A 24,018-nucleotide genomic window follows, 5' to 3' on the forward strand; every position below is an offset into this window, starting at 1 on the left:
CCGTCCGCCTCCCGGCGTCCGGCACCGCGACCGGCGGCCCGGCCCTCTCATTGTTCATTCCTGCCCGCATGCGTTCCCACTTTCTTTTTGTCGTATGCAAACTGGTGGCGTTGGTGGTGTCTCTGCTGTCCTTAAGGCGCGGCCTCCGACAGGGCCGACTGCAACAGCGCGCTCAGATAGCTCGCCGCCTTTTGCTGGTCGGCCTCGTTCGCGATCAGGTCGTTGCGCACCTCGATCATCACGTTCATCAGTCCGCGTGGCAGGGCGTGCAGCCGCAGCGTATGGGTGACGCCGTCGCGGGGACCGTAAGGATCGTTGCGGCCGAGACGATAGTCCGAATTCCCCTCGCCTGCGGTCAGCATGGCATCGGCCAGCCGGCTGTCATCGTCGTGCAGGATACCGATCTCGACCGCCCGCGACTTGCCCATATAGACCGGGGTGAAACTGTGGACGGTCACCAGCACCGTTGCCTGGCCGCGCCCGGCCCGGGCCTCGATCTCGGCGGCGATCCGGTCATGGAACGGCACATAGAGAGCGGATGTCCGGGCATAGCGCTCGGCAACGCTGAGGTCACGATTGCCGGGGATGTCGTAGATCTCGCTCATCTCGGGCATGGCGGAAGCGCTGTCGGGCGGCCGGTTGCAGTCGTAGATCAACCGCGAGAAACGCTGGTGGATCAGGCTGGCGTCGAGACGCCCGGACATGTGCCGGGCAACCGCAAGCGCGCCGGGATCCCAGGCGATATGGCTTTCGAGCGCTTCCGAGGACAGGCCGAGCGTGCCGGCCTTGTCAGGCAGGCGGCGCGACGCATGCTCGCAGACGATCAGCACCGGACCGGACGCATCGACGCGCTCGACCGCGACAGGCGCGCCGTCAGCTGACGTCAATATGTCCGAGCGAAGCAGCATGCAGGCGGGATCCTCGAGATTGCGGTGGGCGGGAATTGCCGAAAAGAATTCTTCAATGAGCCGGGCATGTCAATCGCCGAACTGAAAAAATCTCTTCACGTTTTGAATTGACGGCCTGCCGCGCGGCGCGCAATAGTCAGCACCGAAAGCGGCAATACCGCTCAAGGGGAAACATCGGGCCGCATCAGGGTGAATACGTCAGTCAGAACCGTTTCGGATGTCATACATGCGCGCTTCGACGAACTGACGCGCGCCGAGCGACAATTGGCCGAAAGCCTGCTCGACAATTACCCGGTTTCCGGTCTCGGCAGCATCACCACGGTTGCGGAAAACGCCGGCGTCTCGACGCCGACGGTCGCGCGCATGGTGCAGAAGCTGGGCTTCAAGGGCTATGGCGAATTCCAGGGCCGGCTGCACCAGGAACTGGAGGCGAGCCTATCCAACCCGATCGCCAAGCACGACCGCTGGGCGCTCAATGCGCCCGGCACGCATATCATCAACCGTTTCGCCGACGCGGTGATGAACAATATGCGCCAGAGCCTGTCGGAGATCGACACCGGCACCTTCGACGGCGTCGTGCGCCTGCTCTGCGACAAGAAGCGCGCGGTCTATTTCGTCGGCGGCCGCATCACCGGAGCGATTGCCGAATATTTCTTCACCCACATGCAGGTCATCCGTCCGAAGACGACGCTGATGTCGTCGAATTCCGGCTCCTGGCCGCAGCATGTGCTGAACATGGCGGCCGGCGACGTACTGATCATCTTCGACATCCGCCGCTACGAGGCGGACATGGAGACGCTCGCCCGCGTCGCCGGCGCCAATGGCATCGAGATCGTGCTGTTTACCGATACCTGGACCTCGCCGGTCGCCAAGCATGCGCGTCACTGCTTCAAGCTGCATATCGAGGCGCCGTCGGCCTGGGATTCGTCGGTGGTGGCGCTGTTCGTCGTGGAAACGCTGATCGAGGCGGTGCAGAGTGCAGCCTGGGACGAGACGCGCGAGCGCATGGCAACGCTGGAGGGACTGTTCGAACAGGCGCGGCTGTTCCGCCGCCTGCGGTCGCCATAAGCCTATCGGCAGGGAGGGGATAAGGTCAGAAAATACAGGGAGATAAAGCAAGGGAATGCGCAGGCTGCGCGCCCTATGAGACCGTCACATCACGTTCATCGAAGACGACTATCAGTCGCTCGCCAAGGCGACCTTGAAAACTGAGGAGAAGGATCGTGTACCATACATTTACCCGCCTGCTGTCGGCATCCACAGCAGCACTCATTGCATCGACCTCCATCGCCGCCGCGGAACCGGCAGCCGAGCTGGTCGACGCGGCCAAGAAGGAAGGCGCGCTGACCACCATCGCCCTGCCGCACGACTGGTGCGGCTACGGCAAGGTGATCGACGGCTTCAAGGCGAAATATCCGGAGATCAAGGTCAACGAGCTGAACCCCGATGCCGGCTCGGCCGACGAGGTCGAAGCCGTCAAGGCCAACAAGGACAACAAGGGCCCGCAGGCGCCTGACGTCGTCGACGTCGGTCTCGCCTTCGGTCCGCAGATGAAGGCCGAAGGCCTGCTGATGCCCTACAAGGTCTCGACCTGGGACGAAATTCCGGACAGCGTCAAGGATGCCGACGGGGCATGGTACGGCGACTATTACGGCGTCATGTCGCTGATCGTGAACAAGGATCTCGTCGACAACACGCCGGCCGACTGGTCGGATCTGCTGAAGCCGGAATATGCCGGCCAGGTGGCGCTTGCCGGTGATCCGCGCGCGTCCAACCAGGCGATCCTCGGCGTGCTCGCCGCCGGCATGGCCGGTGGCGCCAAGGCCGGCAAGGATGCCGGTGAAGCCGGGCTCAAATATTTCGGCGACCTCAACAAGGCCGGCAACTTCGTGCCGGTGATCGGCAAGTCGGGGACACTGGCCCAGGGCTCGACCCCGATCGTCGTTGCCTGGGACTACAATGCGTTGTCATGGAAGGACACGCTGGCCGGCAACCCGCCGGTCGAGGTCGTGGTCCCCGCCTCCGGCGTTCTGGCCGGCGTCTATGTTCAGGGCATCTCGGCCTATGCGCCGCACCCGAACGCCGCCAAGCTGTGGATGGAATATCTCTATTCCGACGAAGGCCAGACCGCATGGCTTGCCGGCTATTGCCACCCGGCCCGCTTCAACGCCATGTCCAAGGCCGGCAAGATCCCGCAGGAGCTGCTCGACAAGCTGCCGCCGGCAGCCTCCTATGAAAAGGCCTACTTCCCGACGCTCGAGGAAGTCGACGCCAACAAGGCTGCCGTCACCGGCGGCTGGGACCAGGTCGTCGGCGCCAACGTCCAGTAACAGTTGACCAGGCCAGACCGCCCCGGCCATTGCCGCCGGGGCGGTCTTCATGCTCAGATCGCCAATCGACAAAGCCGCAGACATCAAGCGGCCGGGGAACCACATGACGAAGGCCGACGACGGCGCGCGCCTCTACCGGGCGCCCTTGCGCACACGATTGCCGCTCCACTGGCTCGGCATCCTGCCCTTCGTCCTGTTCATCCTGCTGTTCCTGATCCTGCCGACGATGAAGATCGTCATCGGCGCCTTCCAGCGTCCGGACGGCGCCTTCACCCTCGACAACATCGCCAATCTCTTTACCCCCTCGATCCTCAACGCCTACTGGATATCGATCAAGATCAGCGTCGCCTCCTCCCTGCTCGGCTGCCTGATCGGCTTTGGCGTGGCGACCGCCGTGATCCTCGGCGGCCTGCCGAAATGGATCCGCGGGCCGCTGATGACCTTTTCCGGCGTTGCCTCGAATTTCGCCGGCGTGCCGCTCGCCTTCGCCTTCCTGGCGACGCTCGGCCCCGTCGGCCTGGTCACCATGTTCCTGAAGACCGAGTTCGGCATCAACCTGCGCCTGCTCGGCTTCAATCTTCTGTCCTTCTGGGGCCTGACGATCACCTATCTGTTCTTCCAGATCCCGCTGATGATCCTGATCATCACGCCGGCGATCGACGGGCTGAAGCGCGAATGGCGCGAAGCCGCCTCGATCCTCGGCGCCACGACCGGACAGTACTGGCGCATGGTGGCGCTGCCGATCCTCACACCCTCCATCCTCGGCACCTTCGCGCTGCTGTTTGCCAATGCCTTCGGTGCGGTCGCGACCGCCATCGCGCTCACCGGCTCCTCGCTGTCGATCGCGCCAATTCTCTTGTTTGCCCAGATCCGCGGCGACGTGCTCGGCGATCCGCATCTGGGCTATGCGCTGGCCTTCGGCATGATCGTCATCACCGGCATTGCCAATGCCGTCTACATCGTGCTTCGGGCACGCAGCGAAAGGTGGCTCAAGTGAGAAAGTTCTGGGCCTGGGGCGCACTGACCATCGGTCTCGTCTATTTCATCCTGCCCTTGATGGGCATGACCAATTTCTCGCTGAAGATGCGCCGCGGCGTCTATTCCTTCGACGCCTATGCCAAGGTGCTCTCCGATCCGCAGTTCCAGCAGACCTTCAGCTTTTCGGTGATGATGGCACTGCTCACCATCGTGTTCGGCGCGCTGCTCGTGGTGCCGACCGCCTATTGGGTGCGGCTGAAGCTGCCGCGTCTCAGGGCCTATGTCGAATTCTTCACCCTGCTGCCGCTGGTCATTCCGGCGATCGTCGTCGTCTTCGGCTATATCCGCCTCTATAACACCTCGAGCATCCTGCCGCTCACCGGAACGGCGCTCGGCACCAATATCCTGCTGATGTTCGGCTATACCATGCTGTCCCTGCCCTACATGTACCGCGCCGTCGACACCGGCCTTGCCGCGATCGATGTGGCGACCCTGACCGAAGCCGCCCAGAGCCTCGGCGCCGGCTGGACCCGCATCCTGTTTCGGGTGATCCTGCCCAATGTGCTGGTGGCCGTGCTGTCGGGCGCCTTCATCACCTTTGCCATCGTGCTTGGCGAGTTCACCATGGCCGCCCTTTTGAACCGCCCGGCCTTCGGTCCCTACATGCAGCTGCTCGGTGCCAATCGCGCCTATGAGCCGGCGGCGCTCGCCGTCATCGCCTTTGCCATCACCTGGGCCTGTCTCGGGCTGATCCAGCTCGTCTCCCGCTTCCAGAAAACCACCCAGCGCCCGGCCTGAGGATTTGCAAGATATGTCCTTCCTGACCCTCACCAATATCCAGAAATCCTTCGGGCCCGTGCAGGTCGTGCATGACTTCAACATGGCGATCGAACAGGGGGAATTCGTCTCCTTTCTCGGCCCGTCCGGCTGCGGCAAGACCACGGTCCTCAGGATGGTCGCGGGCTTCGAGACGCCGACCGGCGGGCGCATCGTCATCAACGGGCAGGACCAGTCGAGCCTGCGCCCCAACCAGCGCAATATCGGCATGGTGTTCCAGGCCTATGCGCTGTTTCCCAACATGACGGTGTTCGACAATGTCGCCTTCGGGCTGAAGATCGACCGCCTGCCCCGGGCCGAGATCGCCGAGCGGGTGAAGGGCATGCTGGCGCTGATCCATCTGGAGCATCTGGCCGACCGCTATCCCTATCAGCTCTCCGGCGGCCAGCAGCAACGCGTGGCGCTGGCCCGGGCTTTGGCGCCGAAGCCGCAGGTGCTGCTGCTCGACGAGCCGCTGTCTGCCCTCGACGCCAAGATCCGCGTGTCGCTGCGCGAGGAAATCCGCCAGATCCAGCAGCAGCTCGGCATCACCACAATCTTCGTCACCCATGACCAGGAGGAGGCGCTGTCGATCTCCGACCGTGTGGTGGTGATGAATGCCGGACGCGCCGACCAGATCGGCACCCCGTTCGAGATCTACAACCAGCCGACCACCCGCTTCGTCGCCTCCTTCGTCGGCACGCTGTCGACCATGGAGGCGACCGTCCTCGATCCGGCCGCGGGCACGATCCGCATCGGCCGGGAGACGGTCTCGCTGGACCGCCCCCTGCCGGGACGCACCGCCAACGAGCCGATCAACCTAGCGCTCCGGCCCGAGGCGATTGCGCTCGGCGAGCCCGGACCGGACGAGGTCGGCCTCGACGGGCAGGTGGCGCTCAGCCAGTTCCTCGGCTCGGTCATCCGCACCCGCGTCAACGTCTCCGGCCACATGATCTCCTTCGACATGTTCAACCAGCCCGGCCGCAAGCCGCCCATGGTCGGTGAAACGGTCAGGATCCGCATCGCCAAATCGCATGCTCTGGTGCTGGCCGACTGAGACGCCGGGCGATCGGTGCGCGCGCCGGCGTTGCTCGCCACCGGGTCATAAACAAGTCAGACAATTTGAGTGTTCGGATCGTGGCACACCCCCCTCTGCCCTGCCGGGCATCTCCCCCTCAAGGGGGGAGATCAGCTGGTGGCCACCGCTCAAACTTTCGGCCGGCCTTTCGATACGCCTCCGCCGCATGCACGGTTCTCAAAGCCGGCAATGGCATTGAGGTGACGCCATTGCTAAAATTTAAGGGCGGGATTGGCCGAGCGCTTGAGCCCGGCTGATCTCCCCCCTTGAGGGGGAGATGTCCGGCAGGACAGAGGGGGGTGTTCCGGGCCCAAAGCAAGCGTATTGGACACTCAAATGTCACCAACCGCCAACCAACTCAGCCCCTCACTTGCACGCCCCCTAATAAGAATCCGCTTTCAGCCCCTTCCCCACGTCTGCTGAATCATTCTCGCAGGCACAGCCCTCATCCCCGTCCCGGATCGACCGCTGCCGCCGACCGCAGCCGTCGTCGGGTTTCCGACGGGCTTTCCCGGAAATGGGCGCGGTAGCTGCGGGCGAAGGCGGAGGCAGAGGAAAAGCCGGTGGCGGCACAGATGTCGGCAAAGGTCTGCCGCGTTTCGATCACCTTGCGCCGGGCAGCGTTCAGCCTGAGCGCCAGATAGTGCACATGCGGCGGCGCCCCGATTGCCGTGGCGAACAGCGCCGTCAGATGCCGGGCGCTGACGCCGACGCGCCGGGCGATCCGCGGCAGGGTGAGTGGCTGCTCGATATGCTCCTCCATCAACCGCATGGCATGCGCGACGCGCGCATCGGCGGTGCGGATGCTGCCGGTCGACGGCATGGCGGCCACAGCCGCATCCACCCCGCCCTGCTCATGGATGAACTGCCGCGACACCTCCAGCGCCAGGGAATAGCCGTGCTGCCGGCGGATCAGTTCCAGCACCAGGTCGAGCGTCGGCAGCGAGCCGCTCGTGGTGATCCGCCTGTTGTCGATGACGAAGCGTTCGCGCAGCGCCCGCACCTGCGAGAAGGCGAGCGCGAATTCGTCGAAATCCTCCCAGTGGATCGTCGCCGCATGACCGTCGAGCAGGGCCGCATCCGCCAGCAGCCATGCGCCGGATTCGAGCCCCGCCAGATAGCGACGGTGGCGGGCGGCCCGCACCAGCTGCGTCTTCAGCTGCGCGGTGGCGTAGGTCTTCCAGTTGTGGCTGGCGAGCACGAACAGCGGCGCGGTCTCGTCACCGGCCCGAAAGGCACCGCGCGCCGGAACGGCAATGCCGCTCATCGTCTCGATCGGCCCGCCGTCGAGGCTGAAGATCCGCCAGCGATAGAGTTCGAACCCGCTCACCCGGTTGGCGACCCGCAGAGGCTCGATCATCGAGGCGACAAGGATGAGATTGGTGTCCGGCACGATCAGCAGATCGACCTCGATCGGCGATGCGGTCTCTATGATGTCTCTCCCGAGTGGATCCTGATTTGTATCGAATTCATCCGAAAATGCAAAGCATGGCAACGGCAATTGCGTTGGTATTGGCGGAAATCGAAGAACCAAGGAGTTGCCCGTGCCACTAGCCATGAACCGCGACGTCTTCATCACCTGCGCTGTCACCGGCGCCGGCGACACGACCGCGAAATCGAGCCATGTGCCCGTGACGCCGCAGCAGATCGCGGAGTCGGCGATCGATGCGGCCAAGGCCGGGGCGGCGATCGTCCATTGCCATGTGCGCGACCCGGAAACGGGGGCCGCCAGCCGTCGCAACGAACTCTACCGCGAGGTCACCGACCGCATCCGGTCTGCGGAGATCGACGTGGTGCTGAACCTCACCGCCGGCATGGGCGGCGACATCGTCTTCGGCGGCGTCGACAAGCCCCTGCCGCTGAACGACGCCGGTACCGACATGGCCGGCGCCGAGGAGCGGGTGAGCCATGTGGCCGAATGCCTGCCGGAGATCTGCACGCTCGACTGCGGCACGATGAATTTCTCGCTCGGCGACTATGTGATGACCAACACACCGGCCATGCTGCGGGCGATGGCAAAGCGGATGACCGATCTCGGCGTGCGCCCGGAAATCGAGGCCTTCGACACCGGCCATCTGTGGTTCGCCAAGCAGCTGGTGGAGGAAGGCCTGATCGAGGATCCGGTGCTGATCCAGCTCTGCATGGGGATCCCGTGGGGCGCGCCCGACGACCTCAACACCTTCATGGCCATGGTCAACAACGTGCCGGCCAGCTGGACCTTCTCGGCCTTTTCGATCGGTCGCAACGCCATGGCCTATCCGGCCGCCGCCGTGCTTGCCGGCGGCAATGTCCGCGTCGGTCTGGAAGACAATCTCTATGTCGGCAAGGGCAAGCTTGCCACCAATGCCGACCTCGTCGAAAAGGCCGTGCAGGTCGTCGAAGGCATGGGCGCCCGCATCATCGGCCCGGCCGAGGTGCGGGAAAAGCTGAAGCTGACGAAACGATAGGAATCTTGGCGGCGCGGCAGAGATCTACCCCCCTCTGCCCTGCCGGGCATCTCCCCCTCAAGGGGGGAGATCAGCCGGAAGCGACCATTCGACCCATGCGAACGTCCCGGTAGGCTCGGGATGTGAATACGGAGCGAGAGGGTGCAGCGAGTAGACTTCCTCCCGTGAAGGGAGACCAGCCGGGTGCAATCACTCTGTTCATGCAGACAGCCCTTTGACCGCAGAGGCCCGAACATGGAGCGAGAGGGTGCAGCGAGTCGATCTCCCCGTTGAGGGGGAGATGTCCGGCGGGACAGAGGGGGGTGCCCCCGCACAGACCACGAGGATAAGGCGAAGGACTATGACCACAATCACAAAGGCCGCCTGCATCGGCGGCGGCGTCATCGGCGGGGCCTGGGCGGCACGTTTCGTGCTCGCCGGCATCGATGTCGCGATGTACGACCCGCACCCGGAAGCGCAGCGCATCGTCGGCGAAGTGCTGGCCAATGCCGAGCGCGCCTACGCCATGCTGACCATGGCGCCGCTGCCGCCGCGCGGCACGTTACGCTTCGCGCCAAGCGTTGAAGATGCCGTGCAAGACGTTGACTGGATTCAGGAAAGCGTGCCCGAGCGCCTCGACCTGAAGCGCGGCGTGCTGAACGAGATCGACGCCCATGCCAAACCCGATGCGCTGATCGGCTCGTCCACCTCCGGCCTGCTGCCAAGCGACCTGCAGCGCGACATGGCCCACCCCGATCGTCTGTTCGTCGCCCATCCCTATAACCCGGTCTACCTGCTGCCGCTGGTCGAGCTGGTCGGCGGCAATCAGACCTCCAAGGAGACGATCGAACGGGCCAAGGCCGCCTATGCCGAAATCGGCATGGAAGGCGTCGTCATCAACAAGGAGATCGAGGCCTTTGTCGGCGACCGCCTGCTGGAGGCGCTCTGGCGCGAGGCGCTGTGGCTCGTTCATGACGACATCTGCGACACCGAGACGCTGGACAATGTCATCCGCTATTCCTTCGGCATGCGCTGGGCGCAGATGGGCCTGTTCGAGACCTATCGCATCGCTGGCGGCGAGGCCGGCATGCGCCATTTCCTCGGTCAGTTCGGCCCCTGCCTGCAATGGCCCTGGACCAAGCTTACCGATGTCGTCGATCTCGACGAAGCGCTGGTGGAAAAGATCGGCGCCCAGTCGGACGCCCAGTCCGGCATGCATGGCATTCGCGAGCTGGAGCGCATCCGCGACGAGAACCTCGTCGGCATCATGCAGGTGCTGAAGGGTGCCAATGGCGGCAAGGGCTGGGGCGCCGGCAAGCTGCTCGCCGATTTCGAGGCACGGCTCTGGGCGGGTGCCGGCAAGGCCGATGTCGATCCGACCGCCCCTGCCCCGCTCAGGCTGGTCGAGACCAAGGTCAACCCGTCCTGGGCCGACTACAACGGCCACATGACCGAGTTCCGCTATCTCCAGGTCTTCGGCGACACCTCCGACGCGCTGCTGCGGCTGATCGGCGTCGACGATGCCTATGTGAAGGCCGGGCACAGCTATTACACGGTCGAGACCCATATCCGGCATCTGGGAGAAGCGAAGGTCGGGGAAGCGCTCTATGCCACCTGCCAGGTGCTGTCGACCGACGACAAGCGCCTGCATGTCTTCCACGCCATCCACAGGGCGGACGGCGACGAAGTGCTGGCAACCGCCGAGCAGATGCTGCTGCATGTCGATGCCGCCGCCGGCCGGGCGGCACCGGCCGATCCGGCGGTGCTCGCCCGCCTGCAGGCGATCGCCGACGCCCATTCCGCCCTGGCCAGGCCCGAGGCCGCCGGGCGGCATGTCGGGCAGAAGAGGTAGCGCATGTGAGGGTGTCGATACCCGATCACAACCTGAAATCATCCGGCCGGCGGCGCTCTCCGCCGGCCCCGGATGCGTCTGCCGCAAGGTCGCATGCGGCAAGTCTCTCCGGCAAAGCTGGACCTTTTCGACATTGGTCGGTATACGTCGCGCCAAGACATAGAAATGTCGCCTCGGCGATACCTGCCCTCACGGAAACACCCCTTAATTCCGACAGGTCAAAAGTGGAAGGAAAGCCCTTGCAGGCCCCGCCCGTTTCCGTGTCGTTTCACCGCGCCGCCCGGCGCAACGCGCTGCCCGTCGCCGCCCTGGCGTCCCGCCCTGCCGCAATAGCAAGGGCGTTTCGCCCGGCTGGTCGCGCAGGCACCAGCGCCTATACGACAACCGGAACAGGGGAGGATTGAGCCAGAGCACCGAACTGGCCCCGGCCGGCGCGCCATCAGGCGCCCGCGCGGTTTCCACCGGAGGATAACGTCACGCCGAATGCGGCGGACGCAAAACAAAAACCAGAGAAGGAACCACTGGAATGAACGATTTCATCAAGCACCTCAAAGGCAGCGTCTCGACCGGCGGCATGAGCCGTCGCGAATTCATGGGACGCGCCGTCGCTGCCGGCGTCACCATCGCCGCTGCCTCCACCCTCTATGCCGAGAGCGCATCGGCCGAAGAACCCAAGCGCGGCGGCCACCTGAAGCTCGGCCTTGAAGGCGGCGCCGCCACCGACAGCAAGGATCCGGCGAAGTTCCTGTCGCAGTTCATGTTCCTTGTCGGCCGCTGCTGGGGCGACATGCTGGTCGAGAGCGATCCGCACACGGGTGCCGCCGTTCCGGCGCTTGCCGAGAGCTGGGAGCCGTCGGCCGACGCCGCCACCTGGACTTTCAAGATCCGCAAGGGCGTCAAGTTCCACGACGGCAAGGACCTGACGATCGACGACGTCGTCGCCACCCTGAAGCGCCACACCGACGAGAAGTCGGAGTCGGGCGCGCTCGGCGTGCTGAAGTCGATCAAGGAAATCAAGAAGGACGGCGACAACCTGGTTCTCATCCTGACCGAGGGCAATGCGGACATGCCGCTGCTTCTCACCGACTACCACCTGGTGATCCAGCCGAACGGCGGCATCGACGATCCGCTCGCCTCGATCGGCACCGGCCCCTACAAGATGACAAGCTTCGAGCCGGGTGTGCGCGCGACCTTCGAGAAGAACAAGGAAGACTGGCGCGACGACCGCGGCTTTGTCGACACGATCGAAGTCATCGGCATGAACGATGCGACGGCGCGTATCGCGGCGCTGTCCTCCGGCCAGGTCCACTTCATCAACCGCGTCGATCCGAAGACCGTGTCGCTTCTGAAGCGCGCGCCGACCGTCGAGATCCTCAACACCTCGGGTCGCGGCCACTATGTCTTCATCATGCATTGCAACACCGCGCCGTTCGACAACAACGACCTGCGCATGGCGCTGAAATACGCGATGGACCGCGAAACCATGGTCGAGAAGATCCTCGGCGGCTACGGCAAGGTCGGCAACGACTTCCCGATCAACGAGACCTATGCGCTGTTCCCGGAAGGCATCGAGCAGCGCGCCTACGATCCGGACAAGGCCAAGTTCCACTACAAGAAGTCCGGCCATGACGGCTCGGTGCTGCTGCGCACCTCCGAAGTCGCCTTCCCCGGCGCCGTCGATGCGGCCGTGCTCTACCAGGAAAGCGCCAAGAAGGCCGGCATCAACATCGAGGTCAAGCGCGAGCCGGGCGACGGCTACTGGTCGAATGTCTGGAACGTCCAACCCTTCTCGACCTCCTACTGGGGCGGCCGTCCGACCCAGGACCAGATGTACTCCACGGCATATCTTTCGACCGCCGACTGGAACGACACCCGCTTCCTGCGTCCGGACTTCGACAAGATCCTGCTCGAGGCCCGCTCCGAGCTGGACGAAGCCAAGCGCAAGGACATGTATCGCCAGATGGCGATGATGGTTCGCGACGAAGGCGGCCTGATCCTGCCGATGTTCAATGACTTCGTGAACGCCGCCTCAAAGCAGGTGAAGGGCTATGTTCACGACATCGGCAACGACATGTCGAACGGCTATGTCGCAACCCGCGTCTGGCTCGAGGCCTGATCGCGCGTCAGGGGCGGCCATCCGCCTCCGACCTCGGAACCATCGTGGCCGCGGGATTGTCGTCCCGCGGCTTGATCGGCATTTCAGCGCGGGGCCATTTCCATGTCCGAACCATCCACCGCAGGGCCGTTGCCAGACCTGAACCTCAGGCAGCGCTTCCCCATGCTCACTCTCATCGGCCAGCGCTTTCTGCTGAGCCTCGTCCTGCTGTTTGCCGTCTCGGTGATGATCTTCGGCGGGCTCGAGGCCTTGCCCGGCGATTTCGCCACCACCTATCTCGGCCAGTCGGCTACGCCCCAGGCGGTCGCCAATATCCGCAAGGATCTCGGCCTCGACCGACCGATCACCACCCGCTATGTCGAATGGCTCGGCAATGCGGTGCAGGGGGATTTCGGCACCTCCTGGGCCAGCCGCAATTCCGTCAGCGAGCAGATCGGCAAGCGCCTCGGCAATTCGCTCTTCCTCGGCGGATTTGCGGCGCTGATCGCCGTGCCGCTCGCCGTCGGCCTCGGCATGGTCTCCGTGCTCTTCCGCGACCGACTGCCCGACAAGATCATCAATGTCGTCTCGCTGGCGGCGATCTCGCTGCCGGAATTCTTCATCGGCTACCTGCTGATCCTGTTCTTCGCCGTCAAGTTCGGCGTCGCCACCTTCCCCTCCACCGTCTATGACAGCATGGGCTTCCTCGAGCGGCTGAAGGCGATCGCCCTGCCGACGGCGACGCTGGTGCTGGTCGTGCTCGCCCACATGATGCGCATGACCCGCGCCGCTATCCTCTCGGTCATGTCGTCCGCCTATATGGAGACGGCGGAGCTGAAGGGCGTCTCCTCCTGGCGCGCGATCATCAAGCATGCCGCCCCCAATGCGCTGGCGCCGATCATCAATGTCGTCGCGCTGAACCTTGCCTATCTCGTGGTCGGCGTCGTCGTCGTCGAAGTGGTCTTCGTCTATCCGGGCATGGGCCAGTACATGGTCGATGCCGTCACGGTCCGCGACATGCCGGTGGTGCAGGCCTGCGGCCTGATCTTCGCCGCCGTCTACATCTTCCTGAACATGGTGGCCGATATCCTCGCGATCATCGCCAATCCGAGACTGAGGCACCCGCGATGAGATTGAGAGACATTCCCATTACCGCCTGGGTCGGGATCTTCGGCATCGTACTTGCCTGCTTCTGTGCACTGTTCGCCCCGTGGATCGCCCCGCATGGTGAAACCGAGGTCGTCGGCGAGGTCTGGCGCATGCCCGACAGCGAGTTCATCTTCGGCCTCGACAATCTCGGCCGCGACATTCTCTCGCGGATGATCTTCGGCGCCCGCACCACCCTTGCGGTGGCGCTCGCAGCCAGCATTCTGTCCTTCTCGATCGGCATTCTCTTGAGCTTCACCGCGGCCGTGTCGCGCGGCTTCATCGATCTCGGCCTGTCACGCATCAACGACTTGATGATGTCGATCCCGACGCTGATCTTCGCGCTCGTCGTGCTCGCCGTGCTGCCGCAGAACCTCTTCGTGCTGATCACCGTCATGGCGGTGCTCGACTCGACCCGCGTCTATCGCCTCGGTCGCGCCGTGGCGCTGGACGTGGCGGTGATGGAATTCGTCGAGGCGGCGAAGCTGCGCGGCGAAGGCAAGGTCTGGATCATCTTCCGCGAGATCCTGCCCAATACGCTGACGCCGCTGCTTGCCGAATTCGGCCTGCGGTTTGCCTTCTCCATCCTCTTCCTCTCCACCCTATCCTTCCTCGGCCTCGGCATCCAGCCGCCGGCCGCCGACTGGGGCGGCATGGTCAAGGACAACAAGGACGGCATCATCTTCGGCATTTCCGCGGCCCTCGTGCCCGGCTCTGCCATTGCCATCCTCGCCATCTGCGTCAACCTGGTGGTCGACTGGCTGCTGCGGCGCACCTCAAGCCTGAAAGGAGGCCGCGGCGATGCCTGAACTGCTCAGCGTTCGCGATCTGAAGATCGAAGCCACCGCCTATCCGCCGGGCGAGCCGCCGAAGGACATCACCATTGTCGAGGGCATCTCCTTCGATCTGGCCAAGGGCAAGGTGCTCGGCCTGATCGGTGAATCCGGCGCCGGCAAGTCGACCATCGGCCTCTCGGCGCTGGCCTATGGCCGCGGCGGGGTGAGGATCACCGGCGGCGAGGTCAAACTCGACGGCACCGACATCCTGACGCTCGGCAAGGGTGGAATCCGCAAGATCCGCGGCGCCCGGGTCTGCTATGTCGCCCAGTCGGCGGCGGCCGCCTTCAACCCGGCCCACAAGCTGATGGACCAGGTGATCGAGGCCTCCCTGCAGCACAGACTGATGAGCCGCGAGGAAGCCAAGAAGCGCGCCGTCTATCTGTTCGGCGTGCTGGGTCTTCCCGACCCGCAGAGCTTCGGCGACCGCTTTCCGCATCAGGTCTCCGGCGGCCAGCTGCAGCGCGCCATGACCGCCATGGCGCTCTGCCCCAACCCGGAACTCATCGTCTTCGACGAGCCGACGACGGCGCTCGACGTGACCACCCAGATCGACGTGCTCGCCGCGATCAAGCATGCGATCGAGGAAACCGGCACGGCCGCGCTCTACATCACCCATGATCTGGCGGTCGTCGCCCAGATCTCCGACGACATCATGGTTCTGCGCCACGGCCACATGGTCGAATACGGTCCGGTCGCGCAGATCATTGAGGCGCCGCAGGAAGAGTATACGCGGGCCTTGGTCAATGTCCGCCGGGCCGCCAGCAGCGAGGCCGAGGACCAGTCGGACACGCTGTTGAAGATCGAGCACGTGACCGCCGGCTATTCTAACGGCCTCACCGTGCTGCACGACGTCTCTCTGCACCTGCCCAAGGGCCAGACGCTTGCCGTCGTCGGCGAAAGCGGCTCGGGCAAGTCGACGCTGGCGCGCGTCATCACCGGCCTCCTGCCGCCGCGCGAGGGCCGCGTCGTGTTCGACGATAAGCCGCTGTCATCGGGCCAGAGCAGCCGCTCGCGCGACGACCTGCGCCGCATCCAGCTGATCTACCAGATGGCCGATACCGCCATGAACCCGCGCCAGACGGTGCGCCAGATCATCGGCCGGCCGCTCACCTTCTACGACGGCCTGCGCGGGGCTGCAAAGACGGCACGGATCAAGGAACTGCTCGACCAGATCGAGATGGGCGAAGGCTTCATCGACCGCTATCCGGCCGAGCTTTCCGGCGGCCAGAAGCAGCGCGTGGCGATTGCAAGAGCACTCGCCGCCAAGCCCGAACTGATCCTCTGCGACGAGCCGACCTCGGCACTCGATCCACTGGTCGCCGAAGGCATTCTCGACCTGCTGATGCGGCTGCAGAAGGAAAGCCAGCTTTCCTATCTGTTCATCACCCACGACATCGCCATCGTCCGCGCCATTGCCGACAGCGTCGCCGTCATGCATCGCGGCAAGCTGGTGCGCTTCGGTCCGAAGTCGAAAGTGCTGGCACCGCCCTTCGACGACTACACCGACCTCCTGCTGAAATCCGTCCCCGAGATGGAACTCGGCTGGCTGGAACGGGCGCTTGCAAGCCGCAAGATGGAAAGCGCCGGCCATTGACGAAGACAGGCTCCGGGAGCACCTTGTGACCGATGTGGTCATGAGGTGGCTCCGATGAAGGAAATCCAGTTGAAGGACGCCGCAGCCCGGCTGTCTTCGGTGATCGACAGCGCCCTCGACGGAGAGGGCTCGGTCATCACCCGGGACGGCAAGCCGCAGGCCGTTGTGATTTCCTATGAGACGTTCCAGCGCCTGTCGAAAGCCGCCCCGAGCTTCGGCTGGTTGGTAACCCATTCGCCGCTTGAGGCGGGTGATCTGCCGGAGCGAAAGCCGGCCCGTGTCTTCGGTGAAGACCTGGACTGATGTTTCTTCTCGATACCAACATCCTGTCCTTGTTGAACCGGCCGGAACGGCACGAAACGAATGCGAAAGCGATCGTGACATGGCTGCTTGCCCAAACGGACAGGACCTTCTTGTCCGTCGTCTCCAGCGCCGAAATCCAATACGGCATCGAGCGTGCACGAAGGCTGGGATCGGCGAACAAGGCCGACAGTCTCACGGAATGGTTCTCGGAGCTTGCTGAGCGATATGCCGATCGTTTCATCGCGCTCGATCAACCGGCAGCGATCGAGACGGGACGCCTTCTAGCCCTTGCGGAAGGTCGCGGCTGGCAACCCGGCTTCGAAGATGCCGCGATCGCGGCCTCCGCCAGGCTGAACGATCTGACAGTCGTCACCCGCAACCTTCGCCATTTTGCAATCTTCGATGTGGCTGCCATTGACCCCTATCAGCAGCTACCGTCCTGAACCCACATCCACGCATTTTCAAATCCCGGACCTGAAAGCCTGCCCATGACCACCCGCCTCTTCACCACCATCGAAAACCAGTGGATCACGCTGAAAGACGGCACCCGTCTGGCCGCCCGCATCTGGATGCCGGACAATGCCGAGGCCGATCCGGTGCCGGCCGTGTTCGAATTCCTGCCCTATCGCAAGCGCGATGGCACCAGCCCGCGCGACGAGAGCACCTATCCGCATTTTGCCGCCGCCGGCATTGCCGGCGTGCGCGTCGACATCCGCGGCTCGGGCGAATCCGACGGCGTTATCGACGGCGAATATACCGCGCTGGAGCTGGCGAACGCCTGCGAGCTGATCGCCTGGATCGCCGCCCAGCCCTGGTCGAACGGCGCGGTCGGCATGATGGGCATCTCCTGGGGCGGCTTCAACTGCCTGCAGGTCGCCGCCATGAACCCGCCAGCGCTCAAGGCCGTCATCTCGATCGCGTCCACCACCGACCGCTACAATGACGACATCCACTACAAGGACGGCTGCCAGCTCTATGCCCAGCTCTCCTGGGCCGGCACCATGCAGGGCTACCAGTCGCGCGCACCCGATCCTGAAATCGTCGGCGACCGCTGGAGGGACATGTGGCTGGAGCGGCTGGAAAGCGAGCCCTTCTTCCTGGAGGACTGGCTCTCCCACCAGCGCCGCGACGCCTTCTGGCAGCACGGCTCGATTGCCGAGGACTTTTCCGCCTTCAAGGTGCCGGCCCTGGTACTGGCCGGCTGGGCCGACGGCTATCGCAACACGCCGCTGAAGGCCGTCGAGGGCATCGGTGCCCATGCCAAGGCGCTGATCGGCCCCTGGGTGCACAAATACCCGCATTTCGCCTGGCCGAAGCCGCGCGCCGACTTCATCGGCGAGGCCATCGCCTTCTGGAACCGGCATCTGCGCGGCGAGGCGAACGCCACCGACGCCACCCCGCAGGTCCGCGCCTATATCCTCGATGCCATCCGCCCCGCCCCGCGCCGCGACCATGACGCGGGCCGCTGGGTGGCAAAGGACGCCTGGACGACGCCCGAGCATCTCGACCTCAGTGTCGACGATACCGGCAAGCTGGTACAGGGCCTGTCGGCGGCATCCGCGCCGCACGACGTCTATGTCCGCTCGCCGCTCGATCTCGGCACGGCCTCCGGCGAATGGTTCACCCTGAAGCCGGACGCTGAACTGCCGGGCGACCAGCGCAGCGACGACGGCGGCTCGCTCTGCTTCGAGACGGTGCCGCTCACCGCCGACATCGACCTTCTCGGTCGGCCGCAACTGACGCTTGAGGTTGCCTGCGACGCCGACATTGCCAATCTCTGCGCCCGCATCGTCGACGTCCATCCGGACGGGGTGAGCACCCGCGTCTCCTTCGGCGTGCTGAACCTTGCCCACCGCGACGGCAATGCCGAGCCGAAAGCCATGCCGCACGGCGAGAAGGTCCGGGTCACGCTGACGCTCGATGCCTGCGGCTATCGCCTGCGGGCCGGCCACAAGCTGCGCCTGGCGCTGTCGACCAGCTACTGGCCGATGATCCTGCCGCCGCCGACCGATCCCGGTGTCACCATCGACACGGCAAGCCTCGCGCTCGCTTTGCCGCTGCTCGGCGAACACCGCGAGATCACCGTCGACGAGCCCACCGATCCGAATCCGCTGCCGACCTATGTCACCCATGCCGAGGGTGACACGCTGCGCGAGGTTATCCGCGACCTGACCGGCCATCTGACGACCTTCCACATCCTCGACGATACCGGCCTCACCGAGCATCCCGACACGGGCCTTTCCACCCGCCAGGTGCGCGAGGAGTTCTGGTCGATCGCACCCGATGACCCGCTGTCGATGACCGGCACGGCCACCTGGACGTGCGACATGGCGCGTCCCGGCTTCGAGGTCCGCTCGGTCGCCACCACGTCCATGTCCTGCACCGAGACCGACTGGCTGATCGCCATTCAGGTCGAGGCCTATGACGGCGACGAACTGATCTTCGAACGCCACGAGGAAACCGTCATCCCGCGCGATTTCATGTAGTCTCGAAGACGCCATGGCTGAGGTCCGCGCTCGGCCATGGCGAGAACAGTGAGGGAGGATCGACGATGAAGGCCATGCTTTACGAACGCTTCGGCGCAATGCCTGAGATCGTTGAGGTCCCCGATCCGGCACCGCCCGAGGACGGCGTTGTCGTCAAGGTCACGGCAACCGGCCTCTGCCGCTCGGACTGGCATGGCTGGATGGGGCATGACAGCGACATCCGCCTGCCGCATGTGCCGGGCCATGAATTCGCCGGCGAGATCGTCGCCGTCGGCCGCGGCATTCGCGGCTTTGCCGTCGGCGAGCGGGTCACCGTGCCCTTCGTCTCCGGCTGCGGCCATTGCTTCGAATGCCGCTCGGGCAATGCCCAGGTCTGCGAGGCGCAGTTCCAGCCGGGCTTCACCCATTGGGGCTCGTTCACCGAATATGTCGCGCTCGACTATGCCGACCACAATCTGGTGAAGCTACCCGAGACCGTCTCGGATGCCACCGCCGCAAGCCTCGGCTGCCGGTTCGCCACCGCTTTTCGCGCCGTGGTCGATCAGGGCCGGCTGAAGGGCGGAGAATGGCTGGCCGTGCACGGCTGCGGCGGCGTCGGCCTGTCGGCGATCATGATTGGCAAGGCGCTCGGTGCCAATGTCGTCGCCATAGACATCACCGGCGACAAGCTGGCGCTCGCGCGCGAACTCGGCGCCAGCGTCACGCTGAATTCGACCGAGATCGACGACCTGCCATCCGCGGTGAAGGACGCGACCGGCGGCGGCGCGCATGTCTCCGTCGACGCGCTCGGCCACCCGTCGACCTGCAGCCACTCGATCCTCAACCTGCGCCGTCGCGGCCGGCACGTCCAGGTCGGCCTGCTGCTCGCCGACCATGCCACGCCACCGATCCCCATGGCCCGCGTCATCGCCCACGAACTGGAGATCTATGGCAGCCACGGCATGCAGTCCTGGCGCTATGATGCCATGCTGTCGATGATCGCGGCCGGCACGCTCGAACCGCAAAAGCTGATCGGCCGCCATATCTCGCTGGCCGAGGCCGTCCCTGCACTCACCCAGATGGACCGTTTCGCCGAACAGGGCATCACCATCATCGACCGGTTCGCCTGAGCCTCACGCCCCCGCCAGATGCGCGACCGCGCGGCAGAGCGCGGCAAAGCCCGTCCGCGCCCCCTCGCTCATGTGCCTCGCCCTCAGCCAGGCATGCACCATCTGCGGCTCCTCCCGGAACCAGACCTCGACGCCCGCGTCCGCCAACCGTGCGGCATAGCGGCGGCCGTCGTCGCGCAGCGGGTCGAAATGCGCTGCAGTGATGAAGGTCGGCGGCAGGCCGGCAAGGCTCTGGAGGCCGAGCGGAAAGGCCGTCACGTCGTCCGCCGGCGCCTGTAGCACCGCGCGGTAATAGGCGACATCCGCGGTGGTAAGCCCGGGCGCCTCGGCCATCTCGACATAGGAGCCCGCCGTCAGGTCGCCGCCGAGGCCCGGATAGATCAGCGCCTGTCCGACGACTGCTGCCCCCTTGCCCGCATCCCTGGCCGAGACCGCAAGCCCCGCCGCCAGATTGCCGCCGGCGCTGTCGCCGATCAGCACCAGCCGCCGGCCCTCCTCCACCAGCGCGTCGAACACTGCCCGGCAGTCCTCGTGCTGCGCCGGCCAGACATGCTCAGGCGCCAGCCGGTAGTCGACGGCGGTCAGTTCCGCGCCGACGGCGTGGGCGATCTCGGCGCAGATCGAATCATGGCTTTCCAGGCCGCCGACGACAAAACCGCCGCCATGGATGTAGAGAAGGTGCACGTCGGTGCGGCGTTCCGCCGGATGGTAGTGGCGCACCGGCACCCGGCCCGCCACCACCGCGTCGCGCACGGTCAGGCCCTTGGGATGCGGGGGCGAGAATTCGGCGCAGAGCGCGTCATACCAGACGCGTTGCTGGGCGATCGACGCCTCCACCGCATTATCAGGATAGAAGGCATCGCATTTTTCGAGAAAGGCCAAAATGCCGGTTTCACTGGGCATGGGTTTGGTCATCGGCGATGGACCTGTCCTGATCGTCGGGTTGTTGCGTTCCGGCCATGGTCTTGCCGGGTTCTGCGCGGTAAGTTGCCGCCTCGGACCTTTCTTATTGCATATTTCCTGTTCCCGCCTCGTCCATCACGCTTTTTCCGGATCATCCCCCATGACTTTTTCGCTTTCCGTCCTCGACAGCATTTCGGTTGCCGGCAAGGCGGGGCGCGCCAACGAGGACCGGTTCGGCCATGGCAACGGCTTTGCCTTCGTGCTGGACGGCGCCACCGGGCTCGGCGACCGGCAGTTCATGGAAGGCTTTGGATCGGACGCCGCCTGGATGGCGGATTTCGCCGCCGCGCGGCTGCAGACCCTGATGGCAGCGGACTGCGATGTCCGCACCGTGATTCGCGGCATCATCACCGAGGCACGTGACGCCTTCCGGGCCGTCGCCGGCGACCAGCCGCGCCATGCCTGGCCGCTCTGCGCACTGTCCATGCTGCGCGCCACGCCGGAGGGCCTGCAGTTTCTTGGCTACGGCGACAGCGCAGTCTACCTGCTGGAGGACGACGCGACGGAGGGGCACGTCCTGATCCCGATCCTCGGCGCCTACGACAACGAACAGGCCGCTGCCCGCCGCCATGTCGAACGCAATGGCGGCATCGGCGCAGCGGGCATCGCCACCGGCGATCCGGTGACCATGGAGGGCCTGCGCCAGGCGCGTGCCCGGCAGAATACCCCGGGCGGTCCGATCTGGACCTTCGGCATGGTGCCGGAGGCCGCCGACCATCTGCTGATCGAGCCGGTCGAGATCACTGGCCCGGCCACCGCCATCGTCTGCTCCGACGGCCTTGCGGATCTGGTTGCCCTCTACCGCGCCTATGATCCGGCCGGGCTGGTGCGCGCAGCAGGCGACAAAGGGCTGGCGTCCCTGGTTGATGAACTGCGCCATTTCGAGCGCAAGATCGATCCGGACGGCCTGCAATACCCACGCTACAAGCAGAGCGACGACACGACGGCCCTGCTTGTCAGGATCGAACGTTCCTGATCGCGCTCAGCTGCGCGACATCAGCAGGGTATAGCCGGCAAAGGCGAAGAAGCAGCCGAGCGCGCCATCCACCCATTTGTGGAACCGGATGAACAGTGCCCGCACCGGCACGGCCGACAGCAGCAACGCATAGGCCGCATGGCCCATCAGCGAATTGAGGAAGGCGCCGGCGATGAACAGGAGCGTCACGAGGAGCGGCGCGTCACCGATCCCGCCGACACCGGCAATGGCCAGCCAGAAGAAGATCGCCTTCGGGTTGGTGACCTGCAGGAAGAAGCCACCGAGCGCCGTGCGCCACAGCGCCCCCTCGCTCTGCCCTGCCGCCATCTGCGGGAAAGGCTGGACTGCACGTTTGAAGGCCTTGTACGAGAGCCAGACGAGATAAAGGGCGCCGACGATCCGCACCACCGTCATCGCATGGGCAAGATCCGCCAGCACCACGGCAAGGCCGACCACGGTTGCCGTGGAAAGGACGATCGACCCGCAGGCCACCCCGAGGGACGTGGTCACCGCCGGCAACCGGCCACGCGTGGTGGCAATACCGAGGATCAGCATCACGCTCGGTCCCGGCGACAGGATGCCGCCCAGCTGGATCGACCAGGCAAGCAGGAGTTTTGGCAGATATTCGGCAATCACGATTGCAACTCCTGCGAAAAAGGGGCCCGGTTATGCAGCCCTTGGCCCAGGACTGTGCGGGCCGCCATTCGGCAGCAGTCGCATATCCTGACTGAGGGCAGCCGTTCAACAGTAATGCCCTTGAGGCCGATTTGCGTCAGCAGACGATGTGGTAGGCACGGCCGCTTACGCCTCGAGACCAAGGATTTCCGAAGCCACCTCCGCCAGATCGTTCGACAGCTGGTGATCACGCCCCGGCAGACGGCGGATTGCGGCATGAGGAATGTCGGCCAAGTAGAGGTCGAGATGCTCCGCCGGCACGGTGTCGTCGGCATCCCCGTGGTAGAGAAAGACCGGCAAATGCCGGAGCGGCTCCGCCCAGCCTATCTCGACCGTGATATCGTCGCTCGGCCAGCCGCCGTCGCCGACATAGGGCGCGGCAATCAGGAACAGTGCGCCGATGCCTTCCAGCAGCTCCGGTCTGGCCGCAAGCGCGTGCACGGCAACCGTCCCGCCGATCGAATGGCCGACCACGACGCACGGTCTGCCGAGACGACGGATTTCGGCCGCCAGCGCCGCGCTCCAGGCGGCAAAGTCCGGATCGTCCTCGCCGGGCATGGGCGGATAGCGCACCTCCAGGCTCGGGCCGAGCTCTCGCCTCAGGCTGGCAACGAGCTTGTCGTCCCAATCGGCATATGTGCCCTCCCCGGCACCCTGCACGAAGAGGATGCATGCCTGCACGCGGGTTCCGTTTCCGATGTCTTTGCCACCCCCCATGCTATTCCTCCGACTGACGCGCGGAGCCTAGCACGGGACTGTCCTGCCCGCCACGCGACCCCGATGTGACGGTGTCCGGGCAATATCGTCGGGTCCATCGCAAGAACACCGCGGGACCGGCGCTGCGCCATATTCTAGCACCGGTCACCTCCTAGGATTTCCGAAAGCGGGAGATGCCCTGCCGGACAGACAGGACTGAGACGCGCGATAGGCCGACACGGATGGACGAGCAATGAGCGAATGGCGCAGGAGGGCCCTGGAGATCCTGCCGGAGCATGGGCGCATGATCGCGGATGCATGGTCTCCCATGGCGCTGTGGATCGCGCTACGACACGCCTTTTCAGACGCAGCAGCTGCCTGTCGGATCGAAGAGGCCAGGCGGATTCTGGCCTATTGCCGCGACTGCCTGACGGCATCGAGCGGTGACGTGCGCACCGCCGCTGTATGCGGCTTCATCGAGCATCTTGTCGACAACCCGGCGGTGCGGTATGTCCTGCCCGGCCTGGTGACGGCCGGCGATATTGCCGCATGGCGTCCCTTGATGCGCTACCACGCCGATGCCGAGCTGATCGACAGGCTCGAGCGGGATTGCCGGCTGCAGCGCAAGAGGCGCTGAGGCACGTCGCGATCTACATGTCTATGTCCCGAAACCGGCCACGTACGTGCGTCATGCTGTTTGACCGGAGCCGAGCGGTGCGGCGCAGAAGGCAGCGAAACGGTCGGGCAA

The 24,018-nt window shown here is 65.0% G+C and carries 22 protein-coding genes; 17 read left to right on the top strand and 5 right to left on the bottom strand.

What is annotated here, in order from left to right; all coding sequences use genetic code 11:
* Positions 1-131 precede the first annotated feature (131 nt).
* Complete coding sequence (locus J2Z17_RS18990; protein ID WP_209947221.1) at positions 132-908, bottom strand: N-formylglutamate amidohydrolase; 777 nt, start codon at positions 906-908, stop codon at positions 132-134.
* Between the two features lie 189 nt (positions 909-1,097).
* On the opposite strand from J2Z17_RS18990, the gene J2Z17_RS18995 reads away from it, so the two are divergent.
* From J2Z17_RS18995 to J2Z17_RS19015, 5 genes are all read left to right on the top strand, one after another.
* Entirely contained in the window at positions 1,098-1,976 is an 879-nt protein-coding gene (locus J2Z17_RS18995; protein WP_209947222.1) for a MurR/RpiR family transcriptional regulator, read from the top strand.
* Positions 1,977-2,131: 155 nt separating this feature from the next.
* On the top strand, positions 2,132-3,238 hold the full coding sequence (locus J2Z17_RS19000; protein ID WP_209947223.1) for an ABC transporter substrate-binding protein: 1,107 nt from the start codon (positions 2,132-2,134) through the stop codon (positions 3,236-3,238).
* Positions 3,239-3,341: 103 nt separating this feature from the next.
* Entirely contained in the window at positions 3,342-4,235 is an 894-nt protein-coding gene (locus J2Z17_RS19005) for an ABC transporter permease (protein ID WP_209947224.1), read from the top strand.
* Entirely contained in the window at positions 4,232-5,014 is a 783-nt protein-coding gene (locus J2Z17_RS19010) for an ABC transporter permease (RefSeq protein WP_209947225.1), read from the top strand. The genes J2Z17_RS19005 and J2Z17_RS19010 overlap by 4 nt, the downstream gene beginning before the upstream one ends.
* Before the next feature lie 13 nt (positions 5,015-5,027).
* On the top strand, positions 5,028-6,089 hold the full coding sequence (locus tag J2Z17_RS19015; protein ID WP_209947226.1) for an ABC transporter ATP-binding protein: 1,062 nt from the start codon (positions 5,028-5,030) through the stop codon (positions 6,087-6,089).
* 466 nt (positions 6,090-6,555) lie between these two features.
* On the opposite strand, the gene J2Z17_RS19020 is transcribed toward J2Z17_RS19015, so the two are convergent.
* A complete protein-coding gene (locus tag J2Z17_RS19020; protein WP_377300180.1) occupies positions 6,556-7,605 on the bottom strand; it encodes a GlxA family transcriptional regulator in 1,050 nt (349 codons plus the stop codon).
* Between the two features lie 49 nt (positions 7,606-7,654).
* Between J2Z17_RS19020 and bcoG the strand changes: the two genes are divergently transcribed.
* The 10 genes from bcoG to J2Z17_RS19070 all read left to right on the top strand — a co-directional run bounded on the left by bcoG (position 7,655) and on the right by J2Z17_RS19070 (position 19,960).
* Positions 7,655-8,557, top strand: coding sequence for a 3-dehydrocarnitine:acetyl-CoA trimethylamine transferase BcoG (gene bcoG / locus J2Z17_RS19025; RefSeq protein ID WP_209947228.1), 903 nt, complete (start codon positions 7,655-7,657; stop codon positions 8,555-8,557).
* A gap of 340 nt (positions 8,558-8,897) precedes the next feature.
* On the top strand, positions 8,898-10,388 hold the full coding sequence (locus J2Z17_RS19030; RefSeq protein WP_209947229.1) for a carnitine 3-dehydrogenase: 1,491 nt from the start codon (positions 8,898-8,900) through the stop codon (positions 10,386-10,388).
* Positions 10,389-10,914: 526 nt separating this feature from the next.
* Complete coding sequence (locus J2Z17_RS19035; RefSeq protein WP_209947230.1) at positions 10,915-12,504, top strand: ABC transporter substrate-binding protein; 1,590 nt, start codon at positions 10,915-10,917, stop codon at positions 12,502-12,504.
* A 102-nt stretch (positions 12,505-12,606) separates the two neighbouring features.
* Positions 12,607-13,614: an ABC transporter permease gene (locus J2Z17_RS19040; RefSeq protein WP_209947231.1), complete on the top strand. Its 1,008-nt coding sequence runs from the start codon at positions 12,607-12,609 to the stop codon at positions 13,612-13,614.
* On the top strand, positions 13,611-14,438 hold the full coding sequence (locus J2Z17_RS19045) for an ABC transporter permease (protein WP_209947232.1): 828 nt from the start codon (positions 13,611-13,613) through the stop codon (positions 14,436-14,438). The genes J2Z17_RS19040 and J2Z17_RS19045 overlap by 4 nt, the downstream gene beginning before the upstream one ends.
* A complete protein-coding gene (locus J2Z17_RS19050; protein ID WP_209947233.1) occupies positions 14,431-16,062 on the top strand; it encodes an ABC transporter ATP-binding protein in 1,632 nt (543 codons plus the stop codon). The genes J2Z17_RS19045 and J2Z17_RS19050 overlap by 8 nt, the downstream gene beginning before the upstream one ends.
* A gap of 54 nt (positions 16,063-16,116) precedes the next feature.
* Positions 16,117-16,365 (top strand): type II toxin-antitoxin system Phd/YefM family antitoxin, encoded by a 249-nt coding sequence (locus J2Z17_RS19055; protein WP_209947234.1) that lies wholly within the window; start codon positions 16,117-16,119, stop codon positions 16,363-16,365.
* The gene (locus J2Z17_RS19060; protein WP_209947235.1) at positions 16,365-16,808 is read left to right on the top strand and encodes a PIN domain-containing protein; all 444 of its coding nucleotides are present in this window, start codon (positions 16,365-16,367) and stop codon (positions 16,806-16,808) included. Before J2Z17_RS19055 ends, J2Z17_RS19060 begins: the two co-directional genes overlap by 1 nt.
* 45 nt (positions 16,809-16,853) lie before the next feature.
* The gene (locus J2Z17_RS19065) at positions 16,854-18,851 is read left to right on the top strand and encodes a CocE/NonD family hydrolase (RefSeq protein ID WP_209947236.1); all 1,998 of its coding nucleotides are present in this window, start codon (positions 16,854-16,856) and stop codon (positions 18,849-18,851) included.
* 65 nt (positions 18,852-18,916) lie between these two features.
* Positions 18,917-19,960, top strand: a complete 1,044-nt coding sequence (locus J2Z17_RS19070; RefSeq protein WP_209947237.1) for a zinc-dependent alcohol dehydrogenase family protein — start codon at positions 18,917-18,919, stop codon at positions 19,958-19,960.
* Positions 19,961-19,963: 3 nt separating this feature from the next.
* Here the strand turns inward: J2Z17_RS19070 and J2Z17_RS19075 are convergent, their stop codons facing one another.
* Positions 19,964-20,863 (bottom strand): alpha/beta hydrolase, encoded by a 900-nt coding sequence (locus J2Z17_RS19075; RefSeq protein ID WP_209947238.1) that lies wholly within the window; start codon positions 20,861-20,863, stop codon positions 19,964-19,966.
* A gap of 160 nt (positions 20,864-21,023) precedes the next feature.
* Here J2Z17_RS19075 and J2Z17_RS19080 point away from each other — a divergent pair, with 160 nt between their 5' ends.
* Positions 21,024-21,899, top strand: coding sequence for a protein phosphatase 2C domain-containing protein (locus J2Z17_RS19080; protein WP_209947239.1), 876 nt, complete (start codon positions 21,024-21,026; stop codon positions 21,897-21,899).
* A gap of 6 nt (positions 21,900-21,905) precedes the next feature.
* Here the strand turns inward: J2Z17_RS19080 and J2Z17_RS19085 are convergent, their stop codons facing one another.
* Both J2Z17_RS19085 and J2Z17_RS19090 read right to left on the bottom strand, forming a co-directional pair.
* On the bottom strand, positions 21,906-22,535 hold the full coding sequence (locus J2Z17_RS19085; RefSeq protein WP_209947240.1) for a LysE family translocator: 630 nt from the start codon (positions 22,533-22,535) through the stop codon (positions 21,906-21,908).
* A gap of 165 nt (positions 22,536-22,700) precedes the next feature.
* A complete protein-coding gene (locus J2Z17_RS19090; protein WP_209947241.1) occupies positions 22,701-23,255 on the bottom strand; it encodes an alpha/beta hydrolase in 555 nt (184 codons plus the stop codon).
* 268 nt (positions 23,256-23,523) lie between these two features.
* Here J2Z17_RS19090 and J2Z17_RS19095 point away from each other — a divergent pair, with 268 nt between their 5' ends.
* Positions 23,524-23,907, top strand: coding sequence for a DUF7674 family protein (locus J2Z17_RS19095; RefSeq protein ID WP_209947242.1), 384 nt, complete (start codon positions 23,524-23,526; stop codon positions 23,905-23,907).
* Positions 23,908-24,018 lie beyond the last annotated feature (111 nt).

The organism is Heterorhizobium halophytocola (genome assembly GCF_017873095.1).
In the GTDB taxonomy this organism is placed as follows: domain Bacteria; phylum Pseudomonadota; class Alphaproteobacteria; order Rhizobiales; family Rhizobiaceae; genus Allorhizobium; species Allorhizobium halophytocola.

Excerpts from the sequence above, each read along its gene's own strand:
- J2Z17_RS19075 (WP_209947238.1), bottom strand. The coding sequence starts at position 20,863 with ATGCCCAGTGAAACCGGCATTTTGGCCTTTCTCGAAAAATGCGATGCC.
- J2Z17_RS19015 (WP_209947226.1), top strand. The coding sequence starts at position 5,028 with ATGTCCTTCCTGACCCTCACCAATATCCAGAAATCCTTCGGGCCCGTG.
- J2Z17_RS19065 (WP_209947236.1), top strand. The coding sequence starts at position 16,854 with ATGACCACCCGCCTCTTCACCACCATCGAAAACCAGTGGATCACGCTG.
- J2Z17_RS19080 (WP_209947239.1), top strand. The coding sequence starts at position 21,024 with ATGACTTTTTCGCTTTCCGTCCTCGACAGCATTTCGGTTGCCGGCAAG.
- J2Z17_RS19005 (WP_209947224.1), top strand. The coding sequence starts at position 3,342 with ATGACGAAGGCCGACGACGGCGCGCGCCTCTACCGGGCGCCCTTGCGC.
- J2Z17_RS19055 (WP_209947234.1), top strand. The coding sequence starts at position 16,117 with ATGAAGGAAATCCAGTTGAAGGACGCCGCAGCCCGGCTGTCTTCGGTG.
- J2Z17_RS19050 (WP_209947233.1), top strand. The coding sequence starts at position 14,431 with ATGCCTGAACTGCTCAGCGTTCGCGATCTGAAGATCGAAGCCACCGCC.
- J2Z17_RS19045 (WP_209947232.1), top strand. The coding sequence starts at position 13,611 with ATGAGATTGAGAGACATTCCCATTACCGCCTGGGTCGGGATCTTCGGC.
- J2Z17_RS19035 (WP_209947230.1), top strand. The coding sequence starts at position 10,915 with ATGAACGATTTCATCAAGCACCTCAAAGGCAGCGTCTCGACCGGCGGC.
- J2Z17_RS19040 (WP_209947231.1), top strand. The coding sequence starts at position 12,607 with ATGTCCGAACCATCCACCGCAGGGCCGTTGCCAGACCTGAACCTCAGG.
- J2Z17_RS18990 (WP_209947221.1), bottom strand. The coding sequence starts at position 908 with ATGCTGCTTCGCTCGGACATATTGACGTCAGCTGACGGCGCGCCTGTC.
- J2Z17_RS19060 (WP_209947235.1), top strand. The coding sequence starts at position 16,365 with ATGTTTCTTCTCGATACCAACATCCTGTCCTTGTTGAACCGGCCGGAA.
- J2Z17_RS19070 (WP_209947237.1), top strand. The coding sequence starts at position 18,917 with ATGAAGGCCATGCTTTACGAACGCTTCGGCGCAATGCCTGAGATCGTT.
- J2Z17_RS19095 (WP_209947242.1), top strand. The coding sequence starts at position 23,524 with ATGAGCGAATGGCGCAGGAGGGCCCTGGAGATCCTGCCGGAGCATGGG.
- J2Z17_RS19030 (WP_209947229.1), top strand. The coding sequence starts at position 8,898 with ATGACCACAATCACAAAGGCCGCCTGCATCGGCGGCGGCGTCATCGGC.